The organism is Labilithrix luteola (assembly GCF_001263205.1).
GTDB lineage: Bacteria > Myxococcota_A > Polyangia > Polyangiales > Polyangiaceae > Labilithrix > Labilithrix luteola.
In genome coordinates, this window is the sequence record NZ_CP012333.1 from 8,299,295 (window position 1) to 8,323,418 (window position 24,124).

Genomic DNA, 24,124 nt, shown 5'->3' on the forward strand with positions numbered 1-24,124 from the left:
GCGGTAAGGCGCCGGAGATCCGACCGACATTGAACTGCCCGGCGGTAAGGAGGAGTCCTGGAGATCCGACCGACATTGAACTGGCGGTCGGTAACGGCGGTAAGGCGCCGGAGATCCGACCGACATTGAACTGCCCGGCGGTAATAACGGCGGTAAGGCGCCGGAGATCCGACCGACATTGAACTGCCCGGCGGTAAAGGCGGTGATGCGCCGCGGAAATCCGTAGATGGGGTTGGAGCATGCCCATAAACGGCGGTAAGGCGCCGGAGATCCGACCGACATTGAACTGCCCGGCGGTAAAGGCGGTGATGCGCCGCGGAAATCCGTAGATGGGGTTGGAGCATGCCCATACGCCGTCACGCACGCACGAGGAGACGGAGAAATCCCCGAATCAGCGCGTGCACGATCATGTACGCGATGATCGCGATGACGACCGGCCAGACGATGCGGTGAGCCCCGTCGACCGCAGTGCTGCCCACGATCCCTCGGAAAGGAGCGAGGAACGGATCGGTGAGAGTGCGAATGAAGGCGAAAAATCCCGAGTCTCGTGCCGCGTTGATGAACTCGAGCACGAGGCGCACGATAAGCAGCGTGTAGAGCACGCCGAAGAGGAAATTGATGACGCGACCCAAGGTAGAGACGGGGCCGCCAGGGGGATACTCGGATTCGATGAGCTCGGTTTGCGTAGGCATGCACCATTTCGCAGCACCGTGCGTGCCAGACCGTCACGCTCCCGTGTGTGATCCCGGCCGCGCCTCTGCAGGCCAGCTGGCGGTGCGCCGCCTCCTTCGCGCCGTATGTCGAACGCCGCCGCGATGGTGATGGTCCGAGCCCCTCGCGCGCAGGTCAGCCGAGTGTCACCCCGGGGCGCTGCCCCAACCGTCTCGTCTTGTCGTCGATGAAGTACGCCGTTCACGTTCGCGCTGGCGTCGTGCCTTGAACGATGTCGTCCGACGATACGCGCGTGTGCGCTGTAGCAAGGGCCCTCGCCGGCATCGCTCGCCAAAATGAAGCGCGAGGAGAGAAGCGCAGTAGGTAAGGACGCCCGTCTCCTCTGGATGGTTCGCGTTGCGTGCCGACCTCGGCTCGAGCATGAGAAACGTTGTGCTCGGTTCGCGCTTCCGCTCTCTTGGCGCTGAATAATTACGTGGCCTGAAGCGCGGAAACTGGCCTGTCGTATAGCCAGTTGCCGTTCACCTTGATCACCGTGTTGCCATCGTCGAGGCGCGCCGGCGCCATTCCCGCCGCGCCCCCCGTGATTCGAGATCGCCAGGCAAGATCTTGAGCTTGACGACTTTTGCCATGAGCTGATCGGCGGGGCACTCACGACATCGGGCCTTGTCGGACCGCATTCGGGAAGGTGAGCGGCGACGGGAGACTCTCACTCTACGGTCCTCGACGATCTCGGTTGGACTCGGACTCGCCAATGCTCGCAGCGACATTGATTGCGCAAGCGAGACGACGCGACGCGGCTCACAGCGAGAGCGTATGAACTTCACGATCCGACTGTCGTGAAACTGCCGTTCGCGCGAGGTTCTGGCCGACGCCGTTGCCATCGCGCATCAGTGCGTAGACCTCAGCTCGCTCTCTTTTGGGGAATGCAGGAGGCTTCGAGGCTTATCGTCGTCACGCCGAGGAGCCAGCCGGGCAAGAGCTCTCGCGCCCACCGCCATGTGCCCGGCGGGAAACAAACACCGGCGACGCCCTTCTTCAGTGCATCGAGCGCGCGCCGATAGAGCTCGTGAAACTGCTTCCTCTCGGCGCGCGCTTTCTTTGCCATCTCCGCGTTACCCCCGGTAGCAAAGCTCGGATTTCGCGAGCGGAAGGGATTGGGGCTATTCGAGCGCCGCGTGAACGGAATTCTGCACAACTTCGCAGCGCTCGTTTTCACGAAGCGGCCGGCACTTCGCGCGGCCGCGCGAGCAGACGCGATGGCCTCGCGCACCGACGAAACGAGCACCTCTTTGGCGCGCGCGCCGAAGGCTTCGATCAGCGCCGGTGGCATCGTGATCGGTATCGTGACGCGCTCCGGCCAATTGGGGTTATTGGGGTCAAAGTAAACCGAAGGTCGCTCGACCTCGATGACGCGCTGTCCAATATCGTTGACGGAAACGGTAACCCCAGGCCAGTCGTCGGGATCTTCGACCAGCCCCGCTTCGACCACATTGGCAAGCGTGTATCCGATTTCCTTCAGCACGGCCTCGGCGCCATGTAGCTCCACGCAGCTATCAGAAGCGCGTTGAAAGACTTCCTCGGGCCATCCACGATGAGCCTTGAGCGCGTTGGCGACCAACCGATTGCGATCACGTTTGAATGCCGGCAACACGCCCCGGACGTCCGTGAGCACCTCGTGAAGATGCGTCGAGAGCATTTGGGCGGCATGAAGCTCCATACCAAACTTCGCGGCCATGACTCCCGTGGAGTACCAATAGATCTGTTGCGTCGTACCATCTTCGTCCGGTCGCAGGAGGTAGTGCCGGCGCGTAACGCGGCGAGTGATGAACCACGTAACTCCTGGGCGGATGCAGCGAGGAAGCGACATCCCACGCGCTCCAGCACGCGGCGTGCCGAGATTCAGTTCGGTTTTCTTGTGCAGATTCCGAAGGTGACTCTGGCCGTGCCAGTTTTCCCGATGGCCCGGGCCAGTTGGGGGCTCTGCGCATGACGCCATTGCGAACGGCCGGATACTCTTGTTCACGCAGGCCAATGTCGGTCGGTTCTCGGTCCAGCCAACGTCGGTCGGTTCTGTCCTCGCCGCGCACTGTCGGTCACTTTGTCCGTCCAGCCTCAATGTCAGTCAGGTCTCGGTAGTGAGCTATTCGCCATGGCCGAAGGTGCGACCGGATGGTCATCAGAAGAATTGGTACACGCCGAGGCTCAGTTGGAAGCTGTGCATGTTGGGCGTCGGCGTGGCGGGGCCGAAAAGCGGTTGTTCGGCAACAGTCACGGCGCGCAACGTCGACTCGAGCGGAATTGCGAAGTCAACGCGGGCACCCGTGCCGACGAACTTCGGTACGAGTACGCGCAGGCCGGCACCCACCGACAGTGCCGTGCCGGGCGTACCGGATGGTGAGCGCGCGGCGATGGCGTCCGTGAAGACGGCGGGCATCAACGCCAGCCACGTCGAATCGAAGGCGACGAAGCGTAGCTCGACGTTCGTGAGCGCGTAGGCTTGCGTGCGCACGAAGTTGTCCGGAAAGCCACGGATGAAATCCAGCCCTCCGGCATAGAGCTCGAGCTGTTCGGGGACGTGGTCGATGCCCGCGGCGCGTACACGTGTCGCAAGGTTCCATCGACGACCGAACATCGCGAAAGCAAGTACCTCAGCCACGAAGGAGACATAGGTCCCCTCGTCCTGACCCCAATTGAAGCCGAGGCCAGGACGGAGCTCGAGTCTCGCTCCTCGCTGGCGCAGTCGGACGGTGTCGACACGGCCGATGCGGAAACTCGGTTCGACGAGGACCGTGTTCGTCTCCGGAGGATAGAACGCTGTGCCGTGGGTGGGGGGAACGAACCGATCGGCGAATATGCTTACGCGGAGTCCAGCGCGTATGCGATCTTCGAACGTTAGCCGGTCGACCTCGACCGAGCCGAGCGTGCGTTGGTCGGAAAAGCCGGGGCGCGGACGGACGAGGCGCTCGCCTTTGACGAAGAGATCCGTGCGTGTTCCGAGGAAGCGCGGATCGTGGAACATGGCCCGTCCGCCGTGGAGGCCTTGGAAGTTCTGGTATTCCGCCGCGGCGTCGAGGAAGCGGCCGGCTACGTTGTTGTCGGTTGCGCCAACGTCGAAATAGAACGCCCCTCCACCGGAGCCGAAGTCGAAAATCGGAATGAGGGTCCACTTGTCTTCGATACGCAAGACGAGCACGTTGCGCTCCGCGTCGCGGACCACGTGCGCATCGACGTGCGCGAAGATGGCGGTGTTCCACAGTCGTGCGACGGCGAGATCGAACGCGTGCTGGTCGATGACGTCGCCCTCGACGAACCCGAGCTCTCGTCGAACGACGAAGGGTTTCGTCCTAGCGAGTCCTTCGATGCGGATTTCGTCGATTCGTGCGGGTAGCGCGAGCGGCTGGCCGGGGACTTGCGCATGAGCCGGCGTCTCCGCGTCAGCTGTGGATCCCCAGAGCGACCACGCGAGAAGCAGTCCGAGCGCGAAGGCGCGCGCGAGCGCGTTCCGCCTCTTCCGAGTCCACACGCAGACCGAGTCATTCGCGGCCGCCAGAGGAACAGTGCCGATGCTCCTCACGACGCCGCCAATCTAAGTCATCGCGGGACGCGGGACATGTGGCGGTTCTCACGGGGCAAAATCTCGCAGGACGCTCCCTAAGCCGATGGACCGCGCTCACGCCTGGAAGACAAGTCCACCTGCGCCAGGGGACCCCTGTCGCCCACCAGGGCAGGGCTCAATGTCGGTCGGTTCTCCGGTCGGAATGCCGCACCAGGGCAGGGCTCAATGTCGGTCGGTTCTCCGATCGGAATGCCGCAGTTGACGCAGTAGCCCTCAATGTCGGTCGGTTCTAATGTCGCAATGTCGCAATGTCGGTCGGTTCTAATGTCGCAATGTCGGTCGGTTCTAATGTCGCAATGTCGGTCAGTTCTCCACTTCCGAATGTCGCCGATCCCTCTTCGAACGTGGCGAAGAGCGAATCGACTTCGGCGGCGTCGAGCGGTCTGCGATAGGCGCGTTTCCCGAACGTCGAAATGAACTGTCTTGCGCATTGCGAAGCATCGGACTTGCTCGGATCGCAGGGAAGGAGCTTTGCGACGTTCGCCGCGGCGGCGAGCTGTTCGGCCGCGTCCATGTACTGAGACGCAAGCTCGAGAGAGAGACTCCTCGTTCGGTGGCGTTGTTGTCGAATCCGTAGAACACCTCTTCTGCCGGGAACGAGCTGGCGGGGGAGCTCGCGTCTCCGAGCAGATCAAGCACGGTATTCTCGTATTCGAAGCGCGTCAGGCGACGCGAAGACGACCGGCCCGCGTACGTCGTGCTGCAGTTCGGTCCGTCTCCACCCGACGCACCGTTTCCATCGGTCCCGTCGCCGGAGCGGCCACGGCGATCCTCCGTCGAGAGGTCGTTGCCACAACCCGCGACCACCACTGCGCTCGTGACGAGGAGCACGGCGAACGACAACAGCGACGGTAGCTCGTACCTCATGGACCTCTCCTCCACGCCCGTTCGCATCCGTGGAATGCGTCAACGACGGCGCGAGACCCAAAGCACTCGGCGAGCCGCTCTCGAGGAGCGCCGCGAGGGTACTCAAGCCCGCGTTAATTCGAAGGCGAGCGTGAAGGGGGCCGTGTCGCTCGAGAAGGCAACGTTCTCCAGCCGGGGCCGGAGAACGATCCGTTCCAAATCACGGCACGACAAGGCCCGCCAGATCGTCGAAGCGGAACGTCAGCGGAGTGGGCGACGCCGTGGAATAGAGACCGCCCACGGCGAACACGACGGAATCGGCTCCGGAGATGCCGTCCCATGTCGACAGAGGGACGTCCGCGAGCGAAACCTCGCCGTCGCGTGAAAGCGTGGCCTTCCAACTCGAACCCGCGCGTGTGAGGTCCATCTTGAGGCGCGTCCAGGTGCCGAGTTGGACGCGACGATTCTGGGGCACGGAGTGCGCGACCGATGCTGGCGGAGCGCTCGTGAAGGTCTGTTCGATGAGGAGATCGCTGGCGCCGACGTCGACCACTGCTTCGTAGCGATTCGAACCCTGGACGATGGCGATGCTCGCGGCGCTGATGCTCGCGGACGCCACTTCGTCCAGGCGAATCGCCCATTCCAGGACCACCTGATGTGGCAGCGTCGTGACGTTCATCGTCATCGTCCGATAGGCCTGCGCATCCCCATCCGTCGTGCTCGGCCCGAGGTCGATCCTCAGCGCATTCGGCGCCGACAGCGCTGCGTTGGAGTCGATCGTATCGACGCCGCCTCCATGCCGGGTGACAGGCAAGGGCGGCCTCGAAGGGACATCGAAGTCCTCGCAGAACGTCGAGTCCGTCCGGCTCGCGCAGAACGGCCCAGCGTCTGCATCGGGGCTGCCCGTATCCACCCCCGCGTCCATGCCGCTGTCCACGCCAGCATCCACGCCCGTCTCCGTCGAGCTCGTGTTCGCCCCGTCGTCACCCCCATCGCCGGCGGCGGCCGAAGGTGGTTCGGAGAACCCATCGAGGGAGGTCAACGAGCAGCTCGCGAGGGCCGCGCCGCAAACGACGAGCGCGATGCTTCGCGAAAAGCGAGCCATGGCCATCATTGCGATCGAAACAGCGTGTGGCCGAGAGGTCAAGCGCCCCTCGCCACGCCCCTCACCACCCAGCACATGGCTCTTGACCAAGCTCGAAGCGCGCTTGGTTCACGACGACCACGCTCGCACGCGCAGCAGCATGGGCACCACGTCGTTCGGCAAACGCGCGGCCGCGTCGGGTTCCGAACGCCGTCGACGCCTATGCACGAGTGCTCTCGCGAGCGTCGCGCGAGTCTCGCCATCCGATGTGTCAGGTTTAGGGACCTTGTCGCGGAGTCGCGTCATGCGGACGCGGCGTCCTTCGGCGACGCTCTTCGCGCAGACGTGGGCGTTTGTTGCAACGACGTCCCTTACCGTGCGGCGCGGACACAGGTAACGTGGCGCGTGATGAAGATCGAAAAGGGCTCGCTGGTGCAATGTGAGTACGAGCTTCGCGTCGTGGGCGGCGAAGTTCTCGAGTCGTCGAGCAAGACCGGGCCGATCTCCTATGTCCACGGGCGAGGAAAAATGCTTGCCGCCCTCGAGGAGCGCCTCGTCGGAATGAGTGTTGGTGAAGAGCGAAAAGGCAAGCTCTCGGGCTCGTCCCTCAGCACCGGCGTACCCGACGTCGCCGTTCCGCGCTCGCTCTTCCCGAAGGACGCACCCGTCGCGGTTGGCAGCCGTTTCGAGGCGAAGGATCCCAAGGGCCGTCCGCTGCAGCTCGAGGTGAAGAAGGTCGACAAGGACACGGTGACCGCCCGCGCCATCCACCCGCTCGAGGGCAAGGAGCTCGAATACCGTGTGAAGGTTCTCTCCGTGCGCAAGCCGCCGCCCGTCCCGGCGAGCTCCGCGGCCGTCCTCGACGCGGACGACCTGGAGATTGTCGAACCGTCGCCGTAAGGCTACACGCGAGGACGTTCTCCGGAGGGAGGCCGTAGAACGATCGACTCTCGATGGCATGACGCCGGCTCGCCTCGTCGACGCGAGCCGGCACTTTTTTGGATTCCGCGTCGTGGTGGATATGCCGATTTCACACGGACATGATCTCAGCCGCGAGCGCAACGCAACGAGCGTGAACGGTAGAGGTTCGCGTCGTTCGTCGGGATGAATCGCGCGCGTCCGATTTCGGGACAATCGGACCGAGATGCGCCCATTGCACGAACGACATCCATCGAGATGTCTTCATTCGAGCAAGGAAAGTTCCATCCCTATGAAGCCCGGGATTCGGACGTTGTCGTCCGTTGCGCCGCTTGGTCTGCTTCTTCTTTCGACGAGCCATTGCACATCCGACGCGGCCACGAACGCTACGACGGAGCCGGTCGAGCGTGAGCCCCCTGCGACCATCCCGACGTCGCCCGATGGCTTCGAGCGTTTGTGTCAGGGCAGAGATTGGACGGCGGAGCGAACGCAGGTCGTCCTCGGCGCGGAGGGGACGCGTCATTCGAGCGTGAGCCGCCCGTCGTCGACGAAGCTCTACCCGAGGGGGACCCAGGACGCGATCAAGATCCGTCCGTCCGCGCCGCTGCTCGTCGAGAAGCTTCGCGTCGCGTTTGCGCAGGGGCAGGGCCCGGCACGACTTCGTTTGACCACCACCATCGGTCGAACCAATCCGTCGTCCTACCCGGACAAGGACACGCCTGCTTCGGGGGACTTCTCGGCGGATGCCGTCGACCTCCTCCCTCCCATCGAGTTCGACGTCCAATCTCCGAATCCCGACAATTGGCTCGAGTTCGACGTCAGTGATGCGGCGCTCACGCTCCTCCCGACGCAGCATTACGCGCTCGTTTACGAACATCTGGATTCGAGCGTGCTTCTCTCCGTCGAGGTGAACCGTTCGCGTGGGACCTCGATGAGCTTCGTCCCCGGGCAGTTCCTTCCGGTGGGCGTCGCCGGGAACTTCCGCCTGCAAGTCGTGGGCGAGAGCTTCTGCGAGTGGAGCCCCGAGGAACGCTGGTTTTCGCGCGAGACGAGCGCGCCGTTCGCGTTGCTCGATTCGCCGCGCGCCTTCGTGGCGGACATCGACGGCGACCGGCACGACGACGTTGTTCTCGTCGAAGGCGGCTGGGGCAGCGCGGGCGTCACCGCGGCGGCTGGTCGAGGATTGATTGCATTTCTCGGAAACGGGCACGGCGCCTTCTCGGAGGCTCCGGCGGGTACGTTTCCGGACGTGCCGAGCGTGAAGCGAGCGAGCGTCGTTGCACTCGCCGATTTCGACAACGACGGCGACCAGGATGTTTTCGTGGCTCCGTTCCTGAACGGCGATCAGGACGGCGACGGATACAACGTCGGAGACGCCGTGAACCCGGATTGCGATGACACGAACGCGAAAGTCCACCCGGGAGCCACGGAGATTGCGTCGAACGGCGTCGACGACGATTGCGACGGCATTGCCGACGACGGGGCGAGCACGAGCGATGCCGATGGCGACGGTTACAGCATCGCGAAGGGCGATTGCGACGACACGAGATCCGACGTGCACCCCGGAGCGAGCGAGATCCTCGACGGGCGCGACAACGACTGCAACGGTCGCGTCGACGACGTCTTCGGGAATCGAGTCCTCTTGAACGATGGCCACGGTCGCTATCAGGCGCTCGCCGAGGCCGGTGTCGAGTCCGTCGGTGCGCCGTCGGCCATCGACGTTGCCGACGTCGACGGAGATGGAGTGCTCGACGTATTCCTCGGGCGCTGGTTCGACGTCTATGGATATGCCAATCGTATCGAGACGAGTCTCTTCTATGCCGGCAAGGGTGGCGGGCGTTTCGAAGAAGCACACGAGCGCTTCGGTCTCGGTGTCGCGCAGCCACGCGCGGCCTATGGCGCCGTGTTCAACGACTTCGACGAGGACGGCGCGCCCGACCTCCTGGTGGGTAATTACCTCCAGGCTCCCGTTCAGTTCTGGAAGAATCGAAATGGGCATTTCGAAGACGTGGCCGCCGCACTCGGCGTCGACGCCAATCACTCCATCAAGAAGCCGAATCCCCAGAATCCGGCCGGACACGCGTACGGCGCCGACTTCGGTGATCTCGACGGCGATGGAGACATCGACTTTTTCCTGACGAACTTGGCGCATCCGCGCGAGCGCCCGTTCAGCGACGCGAGCATGCTCTACATGAACTCCGGCGCCCCGAAGTTCACGTTCCTGGATCAGCGCGTGCCATCGGGCATCATCTTCAACGAGGGAGACGTCAACGTTGCTTTCGGCGACATCGACAACGACATGGACCTCGACGTCCTCGTCGTCTCTTCGTACGGAACCCACTATTCGCGCCTGTATGCGAACGATGGTCACGGGCATTTCACCGACGTGACCTACGAGGCGAATGCCGATATCGAAAATGCGGTGGCGGGTGTCTTCGCGGACTTCGACGAGGATGGCAAGCTCGACATCCTCCTGACGGACAGGAACCTGCAGGAGCAGGACCGCTCGTTTTACGAGAAGACTCCGCACGTCAGCGTCTTGCGAAATCGATTCCCCTCCGACAACGCGTGGGTCGAATTCACTCTCGAGGGGACCACCTCGAACCGTGATGCGATCGGTGCATGGGTGACGCTGACGGCGGGCGGGGTCACGCAGAAGCGCTGGGTCCGCGGCGCCGGAGGCGGCCTCGGCGCTCAGCAGGGCTCACGCGTCGTCCACTTCGGCCTCGGCCAAAATCGAAGCGTCGACGCAATCAGCGTTCGCTGGACTCATGGTGCGACCGAGACGATCTCCGGCGTCGAACCGCTGCACCGCTATCGCGTCCAGCAAGGGAGCGGAAAGGCCGTCCCCCTGAACTGACCTGCGCGGAGCCTCTTGTTGGCGCGAGCGTTCACTCGCGTCGCTCTAGCGGCCGTCTTGCTCGGTGGCCGCCTTCGGCTCTTCGACGGTGGAGGCGTCCACACCGGGCGCCGCGGGCGTGATCGTGCTCGCACTCGGGCGAGCAGAAGGCGCGGGGCGAGGGCGGTGAGGAACCGGGGCGGTGGCCATCATGGCTGCCGCTGCTGCAGCCGAAGCCGAGGCCGCGGCGGCGGAGGCGATGGCGGCGTTCCGAGCCGCGCGCTCTTCGGGCGACTTTCGACCCAGGAAGAACAGAAGCACGATGACCAGCAGCGACAACGCAACCGCGATGTTCTGCGCACGCTCGGTCTTCTTGCGCACGTAGAGCGAAGCGCGCAGGGGCGTCTCGGCGCCGGCAAGGATGGGGAGTGTACCCGGACGATCGCTCAGCCGCGACACGCGCTCGGCGAGGGCCACGCGCGAGCTCAGAGGCGGGCGCTCGATCTCGATTTCGATGCGCTCGGTCGATGGAGTGTCGGCCGGCGGAGCATCTTCGAGCGGTGGCCACTCGATGGCGCGCGCGATAGCGTCACCGAGATCGGCGCACGAGGCGAAGCGATCGCCTTCGCTCTTCGCGAGGCCTTTCTCGAGGGCTCTCGTGAGTGCCCGAAGGATCGCCGGGCTTCCGAGCGAGGGATCGAGGGGCGTGGGCGGCTCGTTCGAGACACGCGCTACCGTGACGAGTGGATCTTCGCTGCCGAAGGCGCGCACGCCGGTCAGCGCTTCGTAAAGCGTGGCTGCGAGCGCGAACTGATCCGACTTCGGCCCGAACTCGCCGCGCGAAAGGGCTTCCGGCGCCGTGTATGCAGGCGTGCCGAGCACGGTGTTCTGCCGCGTGATGGTCGACTCGGGAATGCGGGCGATCCCGAAGTCCGCGATCTTCGCGCCCGTGCGCGAGAAGAGGACGTTCTCCGGCTTGATGTCGCGATGGATGACGCCGGCTTCGTGCGCGAACGAGAGCGCCGAGCCGAGCTCGCGTGCAAGGCGCGCCACTTCGGCGAGCGGCAGGATCCCTTCGCGGAGCCGATCGCGGAGCGACTCCGGCCCTTCGATCTCTCCGAGCGCAGGCTCGCGCGGGCAGGGGACGTACTCGAAGACGAGATACAACCCGACCGTCCCGTCCTCGCCCATGTCGTGCAGCGTGACGATGTTCGGATGGCTCACCGCGGCGGCTGCGCGTGCTTCGTGGCGCATGCGCTCGATGAGCTCGGCGCGCACCGTGGGCGGCAGCGCGAGGTCGTCACGAAGCACCTTGATGGCTACGTTGCGCGCGAGAACGCTGTCACGCGCGAGCCACACGCGACCCATGCCACCCTGGCCAAGCAGGCGTACGACGTCGTAGCGACCGACCCTCTCGGGGGGATCGCGCAGACTGCCGTTCGCGCGCGGCGGGGGATGGGAAGACGTCGTCATTCGGTGTGGGGATTCCAGCAGGCTACCTTGTGTCCGGTGCCAGGCGTAAGCTCGGCGAACTGCGGCATTTCGCGGTCGCACGTGCCTTTGAGCGCGCGCGGACAGCGCGGGTGGAAAGGACAGCCTGGAGGCGGATCGATCGCCGACGGTGCGTCACCCTCGACCACGATACGGAGTCGCTTCTTGGAAGGGTCGGGCGTCGGAACGGCGCCGAGGAGCGCGCGCGTGTAGGGATGCAGGGTGGCACCGTAAATCTGCTCGGTGGTGCCCTGCTCGACGATGCGTCCGAGGTACATCACGCACACGCGCTGGCTGATGTGACGGACCACGCGAAGGTCGTGCGAGATGAAAAGGAAGGCGACGCCGAGCTCGTCTTGCAGGTCCATCAGCAGGTTGACGATCTGCGCCTGGATGGAGACGTCGAGCGCGCTGATGGGCTCGTCGCAGACGATGAACTCGGGCTGTACGGCGAGCGCCCGCGCGATGCCAATGCGCTGACGCTGGCCGCCCGAGAACTCGTGCGGGTAACGCTGCATGACGTCCGGACGGAGCCCCACCTTCTGGAGGAGCGTGGCAACCATCGCCTCTTCGTCGGACTTCGTCTTCGCGAGCTTGTGGATCTGGATCGCCTCGCCCACGATCTCGCGCACCGTCATGCGCGGGTTCAGGCTCGAATAGGGATCCTGGAAGATGATCTGCATCTTGCGGCGGAGCGGTCGGAGCTCGCGCTGCGAGAGCGGAACGATGTCTCGACCGTCGTAGACGACGCGTCCGAACGTGGGCTCGACGAGACGGAGCACGAGGCGACCGAGCGTGCTCTTGCCACAACCGCTCTCGCCGACGAGCCCGACGGTCTCTCCGCGGCGCACGCGGAACGACACGCCGTCGACCGCGCGAACCAAGCGATCGCGTCGCGAAAAGAGGCCTCCGCGAACGGGGTAGTATTTGCCGACCTGCTCGGTGGCGACGAGCGTGCGAGGACGCTCCGGTGCCGGCATGTCCGACGGGATGACGCGGGCGGGGGCGCTCGTGCCGGCCGGTTCGGCGTGCTGCTCGTGCGCGACGTTCTCGCTGTCGGCCATCAGGCCTTTCGTATCACACCTCGGCCGACCGGATGCAGCGGGCCAGATGAGGCCGCGCCGCGTCATTCCGCGAGGGCCCGACCGGGAGCAATTCCGGCTCTGCCTTGCGGCATTCGTCGATCACCATGGGGCAGCGATCCGCGAAGCGGCATCCGGGCGGGAGCGCGAAGAGATCGGGCACGAGACCCTCGATGACAGGAAGTCTCGGACGCTTGGGGTAGCCTGGCCCGACGCGCTCGCCCGCGATGTCCGCCTCCGGCGTGGGCGGCACCTCGAGCTTGGCCTTGTCGAAGCTCGGCAGGCTGCGAAGCAAGCCGCGCGTGTAGGGGTGACGCGGGCGGGCGAAGAGCTCTTCGACCGTGGCGCTCTCCACCACGCGTCCGGCATACATGACGATGACGTCCGTCGCGACCTCCGCGACCACGCCGAGATCGTGCGTGATGAGGACGACGCCCATGCCGAGCTTGTCCTTCAGCTTGCCGAGCAGGTCGAGGATCTGCGCCTGGATCGTCACGTCGAGCGCCGTGGTCGGCTCGTCGGCGATGAGCAAGCTCGGCTCGCAAGCGAGGGCCATCGCGATCATGACGCGCTGGCGCATGCCGCCCGAGAGCTGGTGCGGGTAGGCGTCGACGTTCGTCTCGGGAGACGCGATGCCGACGAGGCGAAGCATCTCGACCGCTCGATCGCGCGCCTCGCTGCGCGACTTCTTCTGGTGCAGGCGGATGGCCTCGACGATCTGCGTCCCGACCGCGTACACCGGGTTCAGGCTCGTCATCGGCTCCTGGAAGATCATCGAGATCTCGTTGCCGCGAACGTCTTGCATCTGACGTTCGCCGAGCGCGAGCAGATCCTTGCCGCGGAACTCGACGCGACCGTGTTCGATGACCCCCTGCGGATGCGGAATGAGCCGGAGGATGCTGAGCGCCGTGACGCTCTTGCCACAACCACTCTCTCCGACGATGCCGAGCGTCGAGCCCTCGCCGACGTCGAAGGACACTTCGTCGACGGCACGGACCTTCCCCCGATCGGTGTGGAAGCTCGTTACCAGGTCGCGCACGCGCAGAAGCGGCGTCGGGGTTTCCGACATGCGCGCCATGCTAATGCATCGAGTCGGATCTCGGAACGCGGAACCAGGAACCAGGCTAAGCTCGCGGTCGTGTTTGGCCGGCCGGCTTACGTGCTCGGAAGCGTGCTTCTCGGGGCGCTCGGGTTTGGGGCGCTTGGGCTTGGCTGCACGCCGAGCTCTCGCATGTGCGTGGCCGCAGCCGACTGCGTGTCGGGCTCGGCTTGCGTGGCCGGGCGCTGTCAGCCCGAGAAGGCGAACGTAAAGCCGGCGATCGACGCCGCGCGGCGGCTCGTGATTCGCCCGGTCGATGCCGCCTATCTTCGCAAAGGGCAGGGGCCCACGAACGGCGCTCTGCCTCCGTCGTTCGCGCTCGGTCGCGAGGGGGGCACGTTGCTCTTGCGTTTCGAGGCGCCGCTGCCGAAGACCGCCAACGTGGTCGAGGCATACGTCGTGCTGCGGCGCGCGGCGACCGCCGAGGACGATCCCGAATCGGCATTCCTACATGCGACCCGGATCATCGACGCATGGGACGGCCGATCCACCTCGTGGGCCTTCGCTCCCAGGACGGAGGAGACGCGCGCGCCCGTCACCCGCGTCGATCCCGCGGGGCCATCGCTCGTTCGCCTGGACGTCCGAGACATCGTCAATCGCTGGCGAAATCGCGATCCGAGCGACCAGGGCATCGCCGTGGTGGCCCAAGGTGCGAGCCGAACCGGAACGACCTTTGCGTTCAACCGAATCGGCGACGGCATGCAGGAGAGGCAGGCGAGCGGCCTGCAATCTGGACAGTTCCCGCAGTCCGTACAGGGCGGAGACGTCGAGCCTTACCTCGAGCTCTACCTTCGCTAGAAGAGCCTCAACCGGATGTGCTTGTGAGAGAAAAAAGCGCCGGTTGATTGAAGTTTCGAGAAACGTCCCCGTCGAACGACAAACCAGGGCAGGGGCCGTGACTGGCAATCGAATCGAATCCCTTGACCCTGAGCCCATGCGGGGTGAACTTTCGCCCCAGAGGCCCCGCAGAAGGCGCCCAGATTTTTCTCACCGGCACGTAGGCAATGTGACCGGTGAAAAAGGAGAATGAACGATGCGCGTTTCGAAGTTCCTTGGCTCCGTCGTTGCCGTTGGTCTTGCGGTCGCCGCTGTGACCTTGAGCACGGAGTCGCGAGCCGGGGGCGACGAGTCGCTCCTCACGGTGACGTGCAACAACGGTGAGGTCAGCGTGTCGGCGGCGAAGCCCTGGCACACGAACGACAAGGCGCCTTGGAAGTGGGACAAGGGCGACAAGGTCTCGGTCGACGAGCATGCCGCCAAGTTCAAGGGCGCCAAGTGCGAAGGCACGGTCAAGGCGTACATTTGCAACGGCGATTCGTGCAAGGGACCGATCGCGGTTCCGGTCAAGTAACGCTGTCGCAGCTTGCACGTTAGAACGAGGCAGGGTCTCTCTCTTCGAGAGGCTCTGCCTTGTTGCTTTTGTGAAGCGCACGCCGTTGCCTGGTAGGCTTCGGACATGACGTCCAGGTCGAGTGTCGCGGCGGAGATCAGCGCCGTCGCGTCGAGTGTCGAAAAACGATTCCAGCGCGGCCGTCGCGTTCTCGCCTTCGCGGAGTATCTCGATCTCTTCGCGTCGGATCCCATGCGCTACGCGCGTGACGCGAGTCGGTACGTGCGTGACTGCTTCGATCACTACGGCACGGTCAGCGTCGAGCAGCCCGCGGGGAAGTTCACGCGGTGGAAGCTCTTCGATCTTCCCTGGGACCCGCAGCTCGCGCCGCACGCGCTCATCGGTCAGGAGCACGTGCAGGAGGAGATCTACCGCTCGCTCTCGAACTTCGTTCGCGAAGGGCGGCCGAATCGCCTCGTGCTCTTGCACGGCCCGAACGGCTCGGCGAAGAGCACGATCGTCGCGTGCATCATGCGGGCACTCGAAGACTACTCGACGCTCGACGAAGGCGCGCTCTATCGCTTCAACTGGGTGTTCCCCTCGACCAAGACGCTGCGCGGCAGCCTCGGCTTCGGTCAGAAGGAGCAAGCCGCGCAGGTTCCGACGTTCGCGCACCTTCCCGACGATCAGATCGACGCGAAGCTCCTCGTCGAGGTTCGCGACCATCCGCTGTTCCTCGTCCCGGTGGAAGATCGCCAGAAGCTGCTCGAGCGCTTCCTGAAAGACTCGAACGTGCCGCCCGACGACGGCTTCTGCGACTGGATCATGCGAGGTGAGCTCTCGCACAAGAGTCAGCAGGTCTTCGAGGCGCTCCTCGCGAGCTACGGCGGCTCGTACACCGAGGTGCTCAAGCACGTCCAGGTGGAGCGCTACTTCGTCTCGCAGCGCTATCGCGTGGGCGCGGTCACCGTCGGTCCGCAGATGAGCGTCGACGCCGCCGAGCGCCAGATCACGATGGATCGCTCGCTCTCGGCGCTTCCTCCGTCACTGCAGGCGATCACGCTCTACGAGGCCAAGGGCGAGCTCATCGACGCCGCCGGCGGCCTCCTCGAGTTCAGCGACATCCTCAAGCGCCCGCTCGACGCCTTCAAGTACCTGCAGCTCAGCATCGAGACCGGCGAGGTCGCTCTCACGCAGCAGAACGTCACGCTCAACTGCGTGATGATGGGCAGTGCGAACGAGCTCCATCTGGATGCCTTCCGCGAGCACCCCGAGTTCGCGAGCTTCCGCGGCCGACTCGAGCTGATTCGCACCACGTACCTGCGCAGCTACCTGCACGAACAGCAGATCTACGACACGCACGTGACCCCGCACATCCGCCGTCACGTCGCTCCTCACGCGACCACGATGGCGGCGCAGTTCGCGGTGCTCACGCGCATGCGCAAGCCCAACACGGACAAGTATCCGCGTGCGCTCTCGAACGCGCTCTCGGGGCTCACCGCCGTCGAGAAGATGGACCTCTACGCAACCGGGCGCGCGCCGGATCGCCTCGAGCCGGACGCGCAGAAGGTGCTCCGCGCCGGCGTTCGCGAGGTCTTCGAAGAGAGCGACGCGTATCCGATCTACGAGGGCCGCATCGGCGCGAGCCCACGCGAGATGCGCGTCGTCCTGCTCGATGCTGCGCAATCGCAGCTCTACAAGTGCCTCTCACCCCTCGCCACCCTCGAGGAGATCGATCAGCTCTCTCAGCACAAGACGGAGTTCGAGTGGCTCCAGCAGGACACCCAGGCCGGCGGCTACCACGACGTGAAGCTCTTCCGTGAAGCGCTTCTCTCGCGTCTGCTCGGTACCTGGGAGCAGGAGTTCTACGCCGCGAGCGGTCTCGTCGCCGAAGAGCAGTACGACGACTTGTTCGAGCGCTACGTCCAGCACGTCAGCGTGTGGACGAAGAAAGAGCGCATCCGCAACAAGATCACCGGCGAATACGAGGAGCCCGACGAGGGCATGATGCGCGAGGTCGAGCGCTTGCTCGACGTGAAGGGCGACCCCCAGGAAGCCCGCAAGCAGATGATCAGCGCCATCGCGGCGTGGGCCATCGATCACCCCGGCCAGAAGGTCGATGGGCGCAACGTGTTCCCGCAGTACCTTCGCCGCTTGCGCGACGCCATCTTCGCCGACAAGCGTGCCGAGGTGGCCAAGCGCGCGCGCGACATCGTCGTCTTGGTCCGTGACGAGGGATCCGGCCTCGACATGAACCACAAGCGTGAGGCCCGCGAGGTCCTCGACCGCCTCGCTTCCCGCTTTGGCTATTGTGACAACTGCGCGGCCGACGCCGCGAGCATGCTCGTCCGCAAGCGCTACAGCGACATCCTCGTCTGAATCGGCCCGGAACCGAGTCGGAACGCCCGCCGCCCTTCGAGCCCGGCTACCCGAGTAGCCCTCGAAGGGCGTCGTCGTTTCGACGCAGCTTGACGTTGGGCGAGCTGCCAGGCATCTAGCGGCCCGTGCGCGCTTGGCCTTGGTTTTCGGAGTCTCGGCGGCTTGGCTGACGGCGCGCTCGCACGTGAAGTCCGGCGCCTCGCCCTGCCGGCCATTCTGCACTCGCTCCTGCAGACGCTTGTCTTCGTCGTTGACCGGATCATGCTCGGCCAGCACGGCGAGACCTCGCTCGCGGCGATGCAGCTCGGCGGGGCAATCGAGTGGTCGATCTGGAGCGTGTTCGCATCGTTCGAAGTCGGCACCATCGCGCGCGTCGGCCGGCACGTCGGCGCGAAGAATCCCGCCGCCGCACGGCGCGCCGCGTGGATCTCGCTCGCGATGGCCTTCGGGCTCGGGAGTCTGCTCGCCATCGTCTCGCCGCTCGTCCTTCGCGCGCTGCCGCTCGTGGCCGCGAACGTGTCACCGGCGGCCCTCGACGAAGCCCGCGGCTATCTCGCGATCACCATGGCGGCCTCGCCGCTCGTCTTCCTCTCGATGATCTCGATCGCCACCTTGCAAGCGGGTGGCGACACGAAGACGCCGCTGGTCATCGGGATCTTCGCCAACGTGATCCACGTCGCGCTCAACCGCGCGCTCATTCTGGGCGTCGGATCGATCCCGGCGCTCGGCGCACGCGGAGCGGCGATCAGCACCGCGATCACCTTCGGACTCGAAGCGGCCTGCGCCGCGCTCGCGCTCACCAGTCGACGGAGACCGGTTTCGCTCCGCAAGCCGCTCGAACCGCCGCCGGAGGAGCCCGCCGGGCCATCGCCCCACGCCACGCGCGAAGAAGCCAGACAGCTCGCGCACGTTGCGTTTCCGGCGCTGCTCGAGCGCGTGCTCTATCACATCGGGTACGTGGGCTACGTGCTCATGATCGCGCGCCTCGGCGACGCGGCCATGGCGGCGAATCAGTCGCTCATCAGCGTCGAGTCGATCTGTTTTCTCTCGGGTGACGGCTTCGGCATCGCCGCCGCCGCGCTCGTCGCGCAGAAGCTCGGGGCGAGCAAGCCTGGCGAAGCGCGGAAGGCCGCGAAGATCGCCACGCGCGACGCCATCTTGGCGCTCACGATCTTCGGCCTCGTCGCGCTCGCATTCCGCGATGCCATTCTTCCACTCTTCGCGAAGGATCCCGAGGTCATCGCCATCGGACGCAGCGCCATGCCGGTCCTCGCGGTGGCGCAGCCCTTCATGGCCACCGCGATCGTCATCGCGCAGTCGCTGCGCGGGGCCGGTCAGACGCGTCAGGTGCTCGGCGTGAGCGTCGTCGGGGCGTTGTTCGTGCGCCTCTCGATGACGTGGCTCTTCGCCATCGCCCTCGGCTTCGGGCTCGTCGGCGTGTGGCTCGGATCGACCCTCGACTGGGCGGTGCGCACGGCCCTCTTGCTGGTGATTGCGGTTCGTTCGCGCGAAGGGCGCGACAGCGGAGCGGCAACGCCGGTCGAGTCTGCTACCGTGAACCGATGAGCTTGGCTTCGACCCGTCGTTCGCGCCGTTTCGTCCTCCCGCTCTCGCCACTCTCGTCGCTCTCGGCCGTCGTTCTCGCGGGCTTGTTCGCGATCGCGTGCTCGTCGAGCTCGTCCAGCACGCCCACACCCACGCCCACGAAAACATCCGACGACGATGCCTCGTCTTCGTCGACACGGACGGACGCATCGTCGCCGTCGAACGACGCAGGCCCCGACGGGCACGGCGAAGAGCCTTGCGACGGCGACTGCCTGAAGACGTCGCTCGAGGCGGACATCGGCGGCGTGAAAGCACCGCTCGATCGCGGTCAGTACGGCACCGACGGCACCGGCGCCGCGCAGACGCTCCACATCGAGGCCTACGCGGGCGGCGATCCGGCGTGTCCGAAGCAGGGCTCGCCTTCACCGGACCGCACGTTCGTCCTGTCGGGCATTCCGATCGGCGCCGTCGGTTCCAAGCTGACTCAGGCCGACGGCGTGACGGCGGCGTATCTCGACTACAAGGGCGACCAGCTGCCGAGCAAGCCCATCACCAACGCGACGGCCGTCGAAGCCACGCTCGTCGAGAAGGATTCCGCGACGCCACCCGCGTGGGTCGCCGTCGACGTCAAGGCAACGTTCCCCGAAGGCACCATGCAAGGGCACGTGTTCGCGAGCTACTGCCAGAGCTTGTCCCAGTAGCTTCGGCGTCAGCTAATGGCGCGCTTGGGCCTCGAGCTTCATGCGCGCCGTTCGCACGCCGAAGATGGCCGTGCCGTCGGGCGCCAGGATCGGACCGAGCAGCGTGCTTGCGAAGATCGTCGCGATCGTGAGGGCCGCGTGGTCGTCGTCGGTCTCGGGGACGACGAGCCAGACCATGGGGCAGCGCTGGGCGAGCAAGGCGAGGCCCGACGTGCCTTGGGCCTGCTCGGCGGCTTGCGCAGCGTCGAGATCTGCCGGCTCGGTTCGACGGGCGAAACACAGCCGTGTGCCGTTCGCGGTTCCGTCTTCCGTGGCGACGACGAAACGCGCGGCGTCGACCTCGAGCGGGCCACGGTCGTCGTAGCGCTTGTCGACGGTGATGCCGATCTTGGCCGAGAAAAAGCGCCCCGCGTGGCGCTTCATGGTCTCGAGCTCGAGTCGAGCGTCGGGCCGCTGCGCGAACACAGCGTACGAGCCCCAGCGTGGCGGGGGCGTGAGCGCCGCCGGACGCAAGATGCCGTTGTCGTCGAGAAGGCGGCGGAAGGCATCTTCGCTCAGGCTGGCCACGGAGGTACGATACGGCATGGCAGCGAAGCTCGTCGACACGCACTGTCACCTCGACCCGCAGTACTTTCCGACGGGGGCGGACGACGTGTTGGCGCGCGCGGCGGCGGTCGGTGTCTCGGGATTCGTGGTCGTCGGTGTCGGGGCCGATCTCGCGCCCGCGCGTGCGGCGGTGGCTCTCGCCAAACGGATCCCCGAGCGCATCGGCGCGGCTGTCGGCATTCACCCGCACGACGCCAAGACACTCGACGATGCGGCTTACGAGGAGCTCTCCACGCTGGCCCGCATGCCCGAGGTGGTCGCGGTCGGCGAGATCGGCCTCGACTACCACTACGACCATTCGCCTCGCGACGTTCAGCGCGCCACGTTCGCGCGTCTCGTGAACCTCGCGCGCGAGGTGAAAAAGCCCATCGTCGTCCACACGCGCGAGGCCGCAGCCGACACGCTCGACGTCCTTGCGCAGGAGGGCGCGCGCGACGTCGGCGGCATCATCCACTGCTTCAGCGAAGACCGCCCCTTCGCCGAGAAAGCCATCGACCTGGGCTTCGACATCTCGTTCTCGGGCATCGTGACCTTCAAGAGCGCGACCGCGATCCAGGACGTTGCACGCTGGGCCCCGCTCGATCGCATTCTCGTCGAGACCGACAGCCCGTACCTTGCGCCCGTTCCCATGCGCGGCAAGCCATGCGAGCCGGCCTTCGTGGTCCACACCGCCAAGCGTGTGGCAGAGCTGCGCGGTCAGTCGTTCGACCAGATCGCCGAGGCCACCACGAAAAACGCCGAACGTCGCTTCGGGCGAAGCTTCGCGACGTCCTGAGCGCCCGCGATTCGGCGCGAACCCACACCGGTTCCTACCCGCGTTCCTGGCGCGCGGACATCGGGCGCATGGCGAGTTCGTGTCGTTCGCTTATGCTTTCGAGGGCGAGGGCCGTTCGATCCTCGCGCTCGTTCGATGATTCGAGATCGCATTCGAAATCGCCAGCTCGCGCCCGCCGTCCTCGCGTCGCTCGCTGCCCACGTCGGGGCGGTCGCGTCGGTAGGGTGGATTGCGTTCGCGCTTTCGCAGCGAACACCGCGCGCAGCGGCGAGCATGACGGCGCCTCCCTCCGACGTCATCGCAATCGACCTCGCGGAGATGGCGGACGGAACGGAGCTCGCCGATCGCGACGTCATCCCCGAGGGAGTGTCTCCGACCGCGCACGGAGGCGCGACCATCGCACGGATGGACACGGGCGTGGCCGGTCGGGGAGGACAGGCTGCCGGACCACGTGCCGTGAACCTCGCCGATACCGACGACCACATGCGGTTGAGCCCCGATCTCACGAGTCGGCTCGATCGCGATCAGATCCAGCGCCTCCACACGGCGCAGCTCCGCACGACACGCGAGGATCGCCGTTCGACCACGCGCCCGATGGAGCTCACATTCCTCGCCACCGGAACGGGCGAACATCAAGAGCGCCGTCCCAATGCTGCGCGCGATCCGAGCCGAGGTTCGCTCGTCGCGCCCTCGGCGGCGGTGCTCGGTGGTCGACCGGGCGGCCCCGATGGCGACATCGACGATGGCCTCGCCAGAACGCCTGGCTCCCGTGCTCCGGGGCAGCTCGTCGCGAGCCCCGGGCTCGGCATCCGCGACGGACGGGAGGGCTCCGACCATCGGGCGGCAGCCCGCATCGCGCTCGGTCGACCGTCGGTCACCGAAGCGCCCCCGACCATACCAGCCGCGCTTCGCGGACGGCCCAACGACACCGTCGACAGCGACCAGGAGGTCGCGAGCCTCGTGAGCGCACAGGTTCACGCGAGCTTCGCCGGTGGCCTCGTGGGCGCAGGGCAGGGGGCACCGCCGGCGCTGCTGACCCAGGCGCTGGCGCGGAGCGAGGGCACGGATCGGTGGCTCGACCGCTCGGCTCCGGAGATGGCGACGTGTTCGACTGGAACACGAACGACCCGATGCTCATGCCTTACCTTCGCAAGATCCACGCGAAGCTGGGGCCGCTCCTCGCCAACGCATTTCCGCGCGCCGCCGCCCTCGAGTTGAAGCAGGGCACGGTGATCCTGGAGTTCGCGATCGCCGCGGATGGCAGCGTTCGTGTGAGCTGGCCGCCCGTACGCCCGAGCGGCATCGACGAATATGATCGGAACTGCGCCGACGCCATTCGACGCGCAGGCCCCTTCGAACCGCTCCCTGCCGCGTTGCGCGCCGATGGGCGATCCGTTTTGCGGATCCGAGCGCCGATCACCGAGGACAACCGCATCATCAAGTGAGCGGCTGTCGGTGCGCCCTCAGCGCTTCGGCTTCTGAGCTGCGAGCTCTTTGACCGTGCGCCGAAGCCAGGCGTGCGCAGGATCGTGATCGAAGCGCGGATGCCAGGCCTGCGCGACGATCACCTTGCCGAGCGGGAAGGGGGCTTGGACCCGTCGCACGCCCATGGTCGTGCCGACCTTTCGCAGGACACTCTCGGCCACGAGCGCGATGGCGTCGATCTGGCTCACGAGCGCCGCGGCCGCGAGCAGGTTGGGAACGGTCGCGACGACGCGTCGTGAGAGGCCGGCCTTTTCGAGCTGCGCGTCGATCGGTCCTCGCGTCCGACCTCGGCGTGATACCGAGACGTGATCGGCGTGCGCGAAGCGTTCGAGCGTCATGCGTCCGCGGGCGAGCGGACTCTTCGCGCCTACGATCGCGACGTAAGCGTCTTCGGCGATCGTCTGCACGCGCACCTCGGGACCGAGCGGACCCTGCACACCGATGTCGATGTCCACGAGGCCTTCACGGAGCGCCGCGACGTCCTCGTCGCCTTCCGCCACGAAGCGAAGCACGCAGCTCGGTGCCTCGGCGCGTGCGCGTCGGACGAGATCACCACCCAATGTGGCGACGACCCCGTCGTTGACGCGAATCGTGAAGACGCGCTCGAACGTGCTCGGATGAGATGCTGCATCGGGGCCGAGAAGCGCCTCCGCCTCTTGGACGAGCGCGCGAACGCGTTCCCGCATCGCGAGCGCGCGCGGCGTCGGAACCAGGCCTCTTCCCGCGCGCACGAACACGGGATCGCCGATGGCCTCGCGAATGCGCGTGAGCGTCCGACTCATCGCCGGAGCACTCAGGTTCATTCGCTGAGCCGCCTTGGCCACGCTTCCCTCGTGCAGGAGCGCGTCAAGCGCGACGAGCAGGTTGATGTCGAGCGTGGCCAGCTTACAGTCTACGCGCGGACAGCGACCTCGTTGTCGTCTCCGTCCCACGGGATGGATAGGGACACGTACCCGTTCGCCGGATTCCGCAGATGCGCGACGAGCTCGGGGCTGTCCTTCGCGTTGTCGGCGGCAACGACTGCACCGGGGGCGAGGTGGCTCACGAGACGCTCGAGGAGAGGCATGTAAAGGGGCTTGGCGCCGTCGAGCAGCAGCAGGTCGATGGGCGCTCCGACACCGTCGCGCAGCGTCTCGAGGGCATCGCCATCACGGAACTCGACGAGGTCGACGAGCCCGGCATCGGTGAGGTTCTTCCGTGCTCGTTCGGTCTTCGTGGGCTCGAACTCGGTGGTGACGAGCCGGCCGCCACCGTTGTCCCGCAGGGCCGCCGCGAGGTGGATGGTCGAGATGCCGAACGACGTCCCGAACTCCACGATGGTCTTCGCGTCGCGCGTGCGCGCGAGTACGTAGAGGAACCTGCCGAACTCGGCCGAGACGGGCAAATAGGCCCGGTTCATCTTTCTGTAGAAGGTCCGATAGTCGTCCTTCATCGACGCGAACACCGCGTCACGGTCGGCCCGTGACATCGCCTGGAACGGGGCCAGCTCTTCGTGGTCGACCTTGGCCGCATCGGCAAAGAGGTGCTCGAGCACCCCTGCCACCTTCGGGCTATGGAGCGTAGCGATCATCGTCGTGTTCTCCTTGCACCGGATCTTGCGTCGCGACGACGCGTGCATCCAGTGCAAGGGTTGCACTTCATTCGTGCGTCAAA

Annotated in this window: 21 protein-coding genes and 1 pseudogene; 10 read left to right on the plus strand and 12 right to left on the minus strand. The window is 65.8% G+C overall.

What is annotated here, in order from left to right; all coding sequences use genetic code 11:
• Nucleotides 1–356: 356 nt before the first annotated feature.
• The 6 genes and pseudogenes from AKJ09_RS36035 to AKJ09_RS36060 form a co-directional block, all read right to left on the minus strand.
• Nucleotides 357–692 (minus strand): YggT family protein, encoded by a 336-nt coding sequence (locus AKJ09_RS36035; RefSeq protein WP_146652381.1) that lies wholly within the window; start codon nt 690–692, stop codon nt 357–359.
• 884 nt (nt 693–1,576) lie between these two features.
• Nucleotides 1,577–2,707, minus strand: a complete 1,131-nt coding sequence (locus tag AKJ09_RS36040) for a transposase (RefSeq protein ID WP_146652382.1) — start codon at nt 2,705–2,707, stop codon at nt 1,577–1,579.
• A 144-nt stretch (nt 2,708–2,851) separates the two neighbouring features.
• On the minus strand, nt 2,852–4,198 hold the full coding sequence (locus tag AKJ09_RS36045) for a POTRA domain-containing protein (protein ID WP_169928139.1): 1,347 nt from the start codon (nt 4,196–4,198) through the stop codon (nt 2,852–2,854).
• A 322-nt stretch (nt 4,199–4,520) separates the two neighbouring features.
• Nucleotides 4,521–4,805 carry a DUF1595 domain-containing protein gene (locus AKJ09_RS55165; RefSeq protein ID WP_146652384.1) on the minus strand — a complete coding sequence of 95 codons (285 nt, stop codon included), beginning with the start codon at nt 4,803–4,805 and terminating at the stop codon, nt 4,521–4,523.
• Between the two features lie 35 nt (nt 4,806–4,840).
• A pseudogene (locus AKJ09_RS56400) lies at nt 4,841–5,185 on the minus strand (DUF1587 domain-containing protein); the annotation flags it as partial.
• Between the two features lie 172 nt (nt 5,186–5,357).
• A complete protein-coding gene (locus AKJ09_RS36060) occupies nt 5,358–6,242 on the minus strand; it encodes a hypothetical protein (RefSeq protein WP_146652386.1) in 885 nt (294 codons plus the stop codon).
• 387 nt (nt 6,243–6,629) lie between these two features.
• Between AKJ09_RS36060 and AKJ09_RS53540 the strand changes: the two genes are divergently transcribed.
• Both AKJ09_RS53540 and AKJ09_RS36070 read left to right on the plus strand, forming a co-directional pair.
• Nucleotides 6,630–7,121 (plus strand): FKBP-type peptidyl-prolyl cis-trans isomerase, encoded by a 492-nt coding sequence (locus AKJ09_RS53540; RefSeq protein ID WP_205633904.1) that lies wholly within the window; start codon nt 6,630–6,632, stop codon nt 7,119–7,121.
• 310 nt (nt 7,122–7,431) lie between these two features.
• Nucleotides 7,432–9,999: an FG-GAP-like repeat-containing protein gene (locus AKJ09_RS36070; protein WP_169928142.1), complete on the plus strand. Its 2,568-nt coding sequence runs from the start codon at nt 7,432–7,434 to the stop codon at nt 9,997–9,999.
• 45 nt (nt 10,000–10,044) lie between these two features.
• Here AKJ09_RS36070 and AKJ09_RS36075 read toward each other — a convergent pair whose 3' ends face one another.
• From AKJ09_RS36075 to AKJ09_RS36085, 3 genes are read right to left on the minus strand one after another with little or no spacing between them, the layout of a single operon-like run.
• Complete coding sequence (locus tag AKJ09_RS36075; protein WP_146652389.1) at nt 10,045–11,451, minus strand: serine/threonine-protein kinase; 1,407 nt, start codon at nt 11,449–11,451, stop codon at nt 10,045–10,047.
• Nucleotides 11,448–12,533, minus strand: a complete 1,086-nt coding sequence (locus tag AKJ09_RS36080; protein ID WP_275936676.1) for an ABC transporter ATP-binding protein — start codon at nt 12,531–12,533, stop codon at nt 11,448–11,450. The genes AKJ09_RS36075 and AKJ09_RS36080 overlap by 4 nt, the downstream gene beginning before the upstream one ends.
• A 13-nt stretch (nt 12,534–12,546) precedes the next feature.
• The gene (locus tag AKJ09_RS36085) at nt 12,547–13,620 is read right to left on the minus strand and encodes an ABC transporter ATP-binding protein (protein WP_146652390.1); all 1,074 of its coding nucleotides are present in this window, start codon (nt 13,618–13,620) and stop codon (nt 12,547–12,549) included.
• A gap of 69 nt (nt 13,621–13,689) precedes the next feature.
• Between AKJ09_RS36085 and AKJ09_RS36090 the strand changes: the two genes are divergently transcribed.
• The 5 genes from AKJ09_RS36090 (at nt 13,690) to AKJ09_RS36110 (ending at nt 19,605) form a co-directional block, all read left to right on the plus strand.
• Nucleotides 13,690–14,448: a DNRLRE domain-containing protein gene (locus tag AKJ09_RS36090; protein WP_146652391.1), complete on the plus strand. Its 759-nt coding sequence runs from the start codon at nt 13,690–13,692 to the stop codon at nt 14,446–14,448.
• 235 nt (nt 14,449–14,683) lie between these two features.
• A complete protein-coding gene (locus AKJ09_RS36095; protein ID WP_146652392.1) occupies nt 14,684–15,001 on the plus strand; it encodes a hypothetical protein in 318 nt (105 codons plus the stop codon).
• A 105-nt stretch (nt 15,002–15,106) separates the two neighbouring features.
• The gene (locus tag AKJ09_RS36100) at nt 15,107–17,359 is read left to right on the plus strand and encodes a PrkA family serine protein kinase (RefSeq protein WP_146652393.1); all 2,253 of its coding nucleotides are present in this window, start codon (nt 15,107–15,109) and stop codon (nt 17,357–17,359) included.
• A 162-nt stretch (nt 17,360–17,521) separates the two neighbouring features.
• Complete coding sequence (locus AKJ09_RS36105; RefSeq protein ID WP_146652394.1) at nt 17,522–18,925, plus strand: MATE family efflux transporter; 1,404 nt, start codon at nt 17,522–17,524, stop codon at nt 18,923–18,925.
• Nucleotides 18,922–19,605 (plus strand): hypothetical protein, encoded by a 684-nt coding sequence (locus tag AKJ09_RS36110; protein WP_146652395.1) that lies wholly within the window; start codon nt 18,922–18,924, stop codon nt 19,603–19,605. Before AKJ09_RS36105 ends, AKJ09_RS36110 begins: the two co-directional genes overlap by 4 nt.
• A gap of 12 nt (nt 19,606–19,617) precedes the next feature.
• Here the strand turns inward: AKJ09_RS36110 and AKJ09_RS36115 are convergent, their stop codons facing one another.
• On the minus strand, nt 19,618–20,190 hold the full coding sequence (locus AKJ09_RS36115) for a hypothetical protein (protein ID WP_146652396.1): 573 nt from the start codon (nt 20,188–20,190) through the stop codon (nt 19,618–19,620).
• Here AKJ09_RS36115 and AKJ09_RS36120 point away from each other — a divergent pair.
• From AKJ09_RS36120 to AKJ09_RS36130, 3 genes are all read left to right on the plus strand, one after another.
• The gene (locus AKJ09_RS36120; protein WP_146652397.1) at nt 20,189–20,986 is read left to right on the plus strand and encodes a TatD family hydrolase; all 798 of its coding nucleotides are present in this window, start codon (nt 20,189–20,191) and stop codon (nt 20,984–20,986) included. The two genes, AKJ09_RS36115 and AKJ09_RS36120, sit on opposite strands and share 2 nt — an antisense overlap.
• Before the next feature lie 135 nt (nt 20,987–21,121).
• Nucleotides 21,122–22,204, plus strand: coding sequence for a hypothetical protein (locus tag AKJ09_RS36125; protein ID WP_146652398.1), 1,083 nt, complete (start codon nt 21,122–21,124; stop codon nt 22,202–22,204).
• Between the two features lie 11 nt (nt 22,205–22,215).
• Nucleotides 22,216–22,431, plus strand: coding sequence for an energy transducer TonB (locus AKJ09_RS36130; RefSeq protein ID WP_146652399.1), 216 nt, complete (start codon nt 22,216–22,218; stop codon nt 22,429–22,431).
• An 18-nt stretch (nt 22,432–22,449) separates the two neighbouring features.
• On the opposite strand, the gene AKJ09_RS36135 is transcribed toward AKJ09_RS36130, so the two are convergent.
• The gene (locus AKJ09_RS36135) at nt 22,450–23,355 is read right to left on the minus strand and encodes a LysR family transcriptional regulator (protein WP_146655982.1); all 906 of its coding nucleotides are present in this window, start codon (nt 23,353–23,355) and stop codon (nt 22,450–22,452) included.
• A gap of 8 nt (nt 23,356–23,363) precedes the next feature.
• Nucleotides 23,364–24,038 carry an O-methyltransferase gene (locus tag AKJ09_RS36140; protein ID WP_420814289.1) on the minus strand — a complete coding sequence of 225 codons (675 nt, stop codon included), beginning with the start codon at nt 24,036–24,038 and terminating at the stop codon, nt 23,364–23,366.
• Nucleotides 24,039–24,124 lie beyond the last annotated feature (86 nt).

Bases quoted from the DNA above. Each gene is read 5' to 3' on its own strand.
- AKJ09_RS36115 (WP_146652396.1), bottom strand. From the start codon at position 20,190: ATGCCGTATCGTACCTCCGTGGCCAGCCTGAGCGAAGATGCCTTCCGC.
- AKJ09_RS36075 (WP_146652389.1), bottom strand. From the start codon at position 11,451: ATGACGACGTCTTCCCATCCCCCGCCGCGCGCGAACGGCAGTCTGCGC.
- AKJ09_RS36035 (WP_146652381.1), bottom strand. From the start codon at position 692: ATGCCTACGCAAACCGAGCTCATCGAATCCGAGTATCCCCCTGGCGGC.
- AKJ09_RS36100 (WP_146652393.1), top strand. From the start codon at position 15,107: ATGACGTCCAGGTCGAGTGTCGCGGCGGAGATCAGCGCCGTCGCGTCG.
- AKJ09_RS36120 (WP_146652397.1), top strand. From the start codon at position 20,189: ATGGCAGCGAAGCTCGTCGACACGCACTGTCACCTCGACCCGCAGTAC.
- AKJ09_RS36060 (WP_146652386.1), bottom strand. From the start codon at position 6,242: ATGGCTCGCTTTTCGCGAAGCATCGCGCTCGTCGTTTGCGGCGCGGCC.
- AKJ09_RS36070 (WP_169928142.1), top strand. From the start codon at position 7,432: ATGAAGCCCGGGATTCGGACGTTGTCGTCCGTTGCGCCGCTTGGTCTG.
- AKJ09_RS53540 (WP_205633904.1), top strand. From the start codon at position 6,630: ATGAAGATCGAAAAGGGCTCGCTGGTGCAATGTGAGTACGAGCTTCGC.
- AKJ09_RS36125 (WP_146652398.1), top strand. From the start codon at position 21,122: ATGATTCGAGATCGCATTCGAAATCGCCAGCTCGCGCCCGCCGTCCTC.
- AKJ09_RS36095 (WP_146652392.1), top strand. From the start codon at position 14,684: ATGCGCGTTTCGAAGTTCCTTGGCTCCGTCGTTGCCGTTGGTCTTGCG.
- AKJ09_RS36110 (WP_146652395.1), top strand. From the start codon at position 18,922: ATGAGCTTGGCTTCGACCCGTCGTTCGCGCCGTTTCGTCCTCCCGCTC.
- AKJ09_RS55165 (WP_146652384.1), bottom strand. From the start codon at position 4,805: ATGGACGCGGCCGAACAGCTCGCCGCCGCGGCGAACGTCGCAAAGCTC.
- AKJ09_RS36080 (WP_275936676.1), bottom strand. From the start codon at position 12,533: ATGGCCGACAGCGAGAACGTCGCGCACGAGCAGCACGCCGAACCGGCC.
- AKJ09_RS36085 (WP_146652390.1), bottom strand. From the start codon at position 13,620: ATGTCGGAAACCCCGACGCCGCTTCTGCGCGTGCGCGACCTGGTAACG.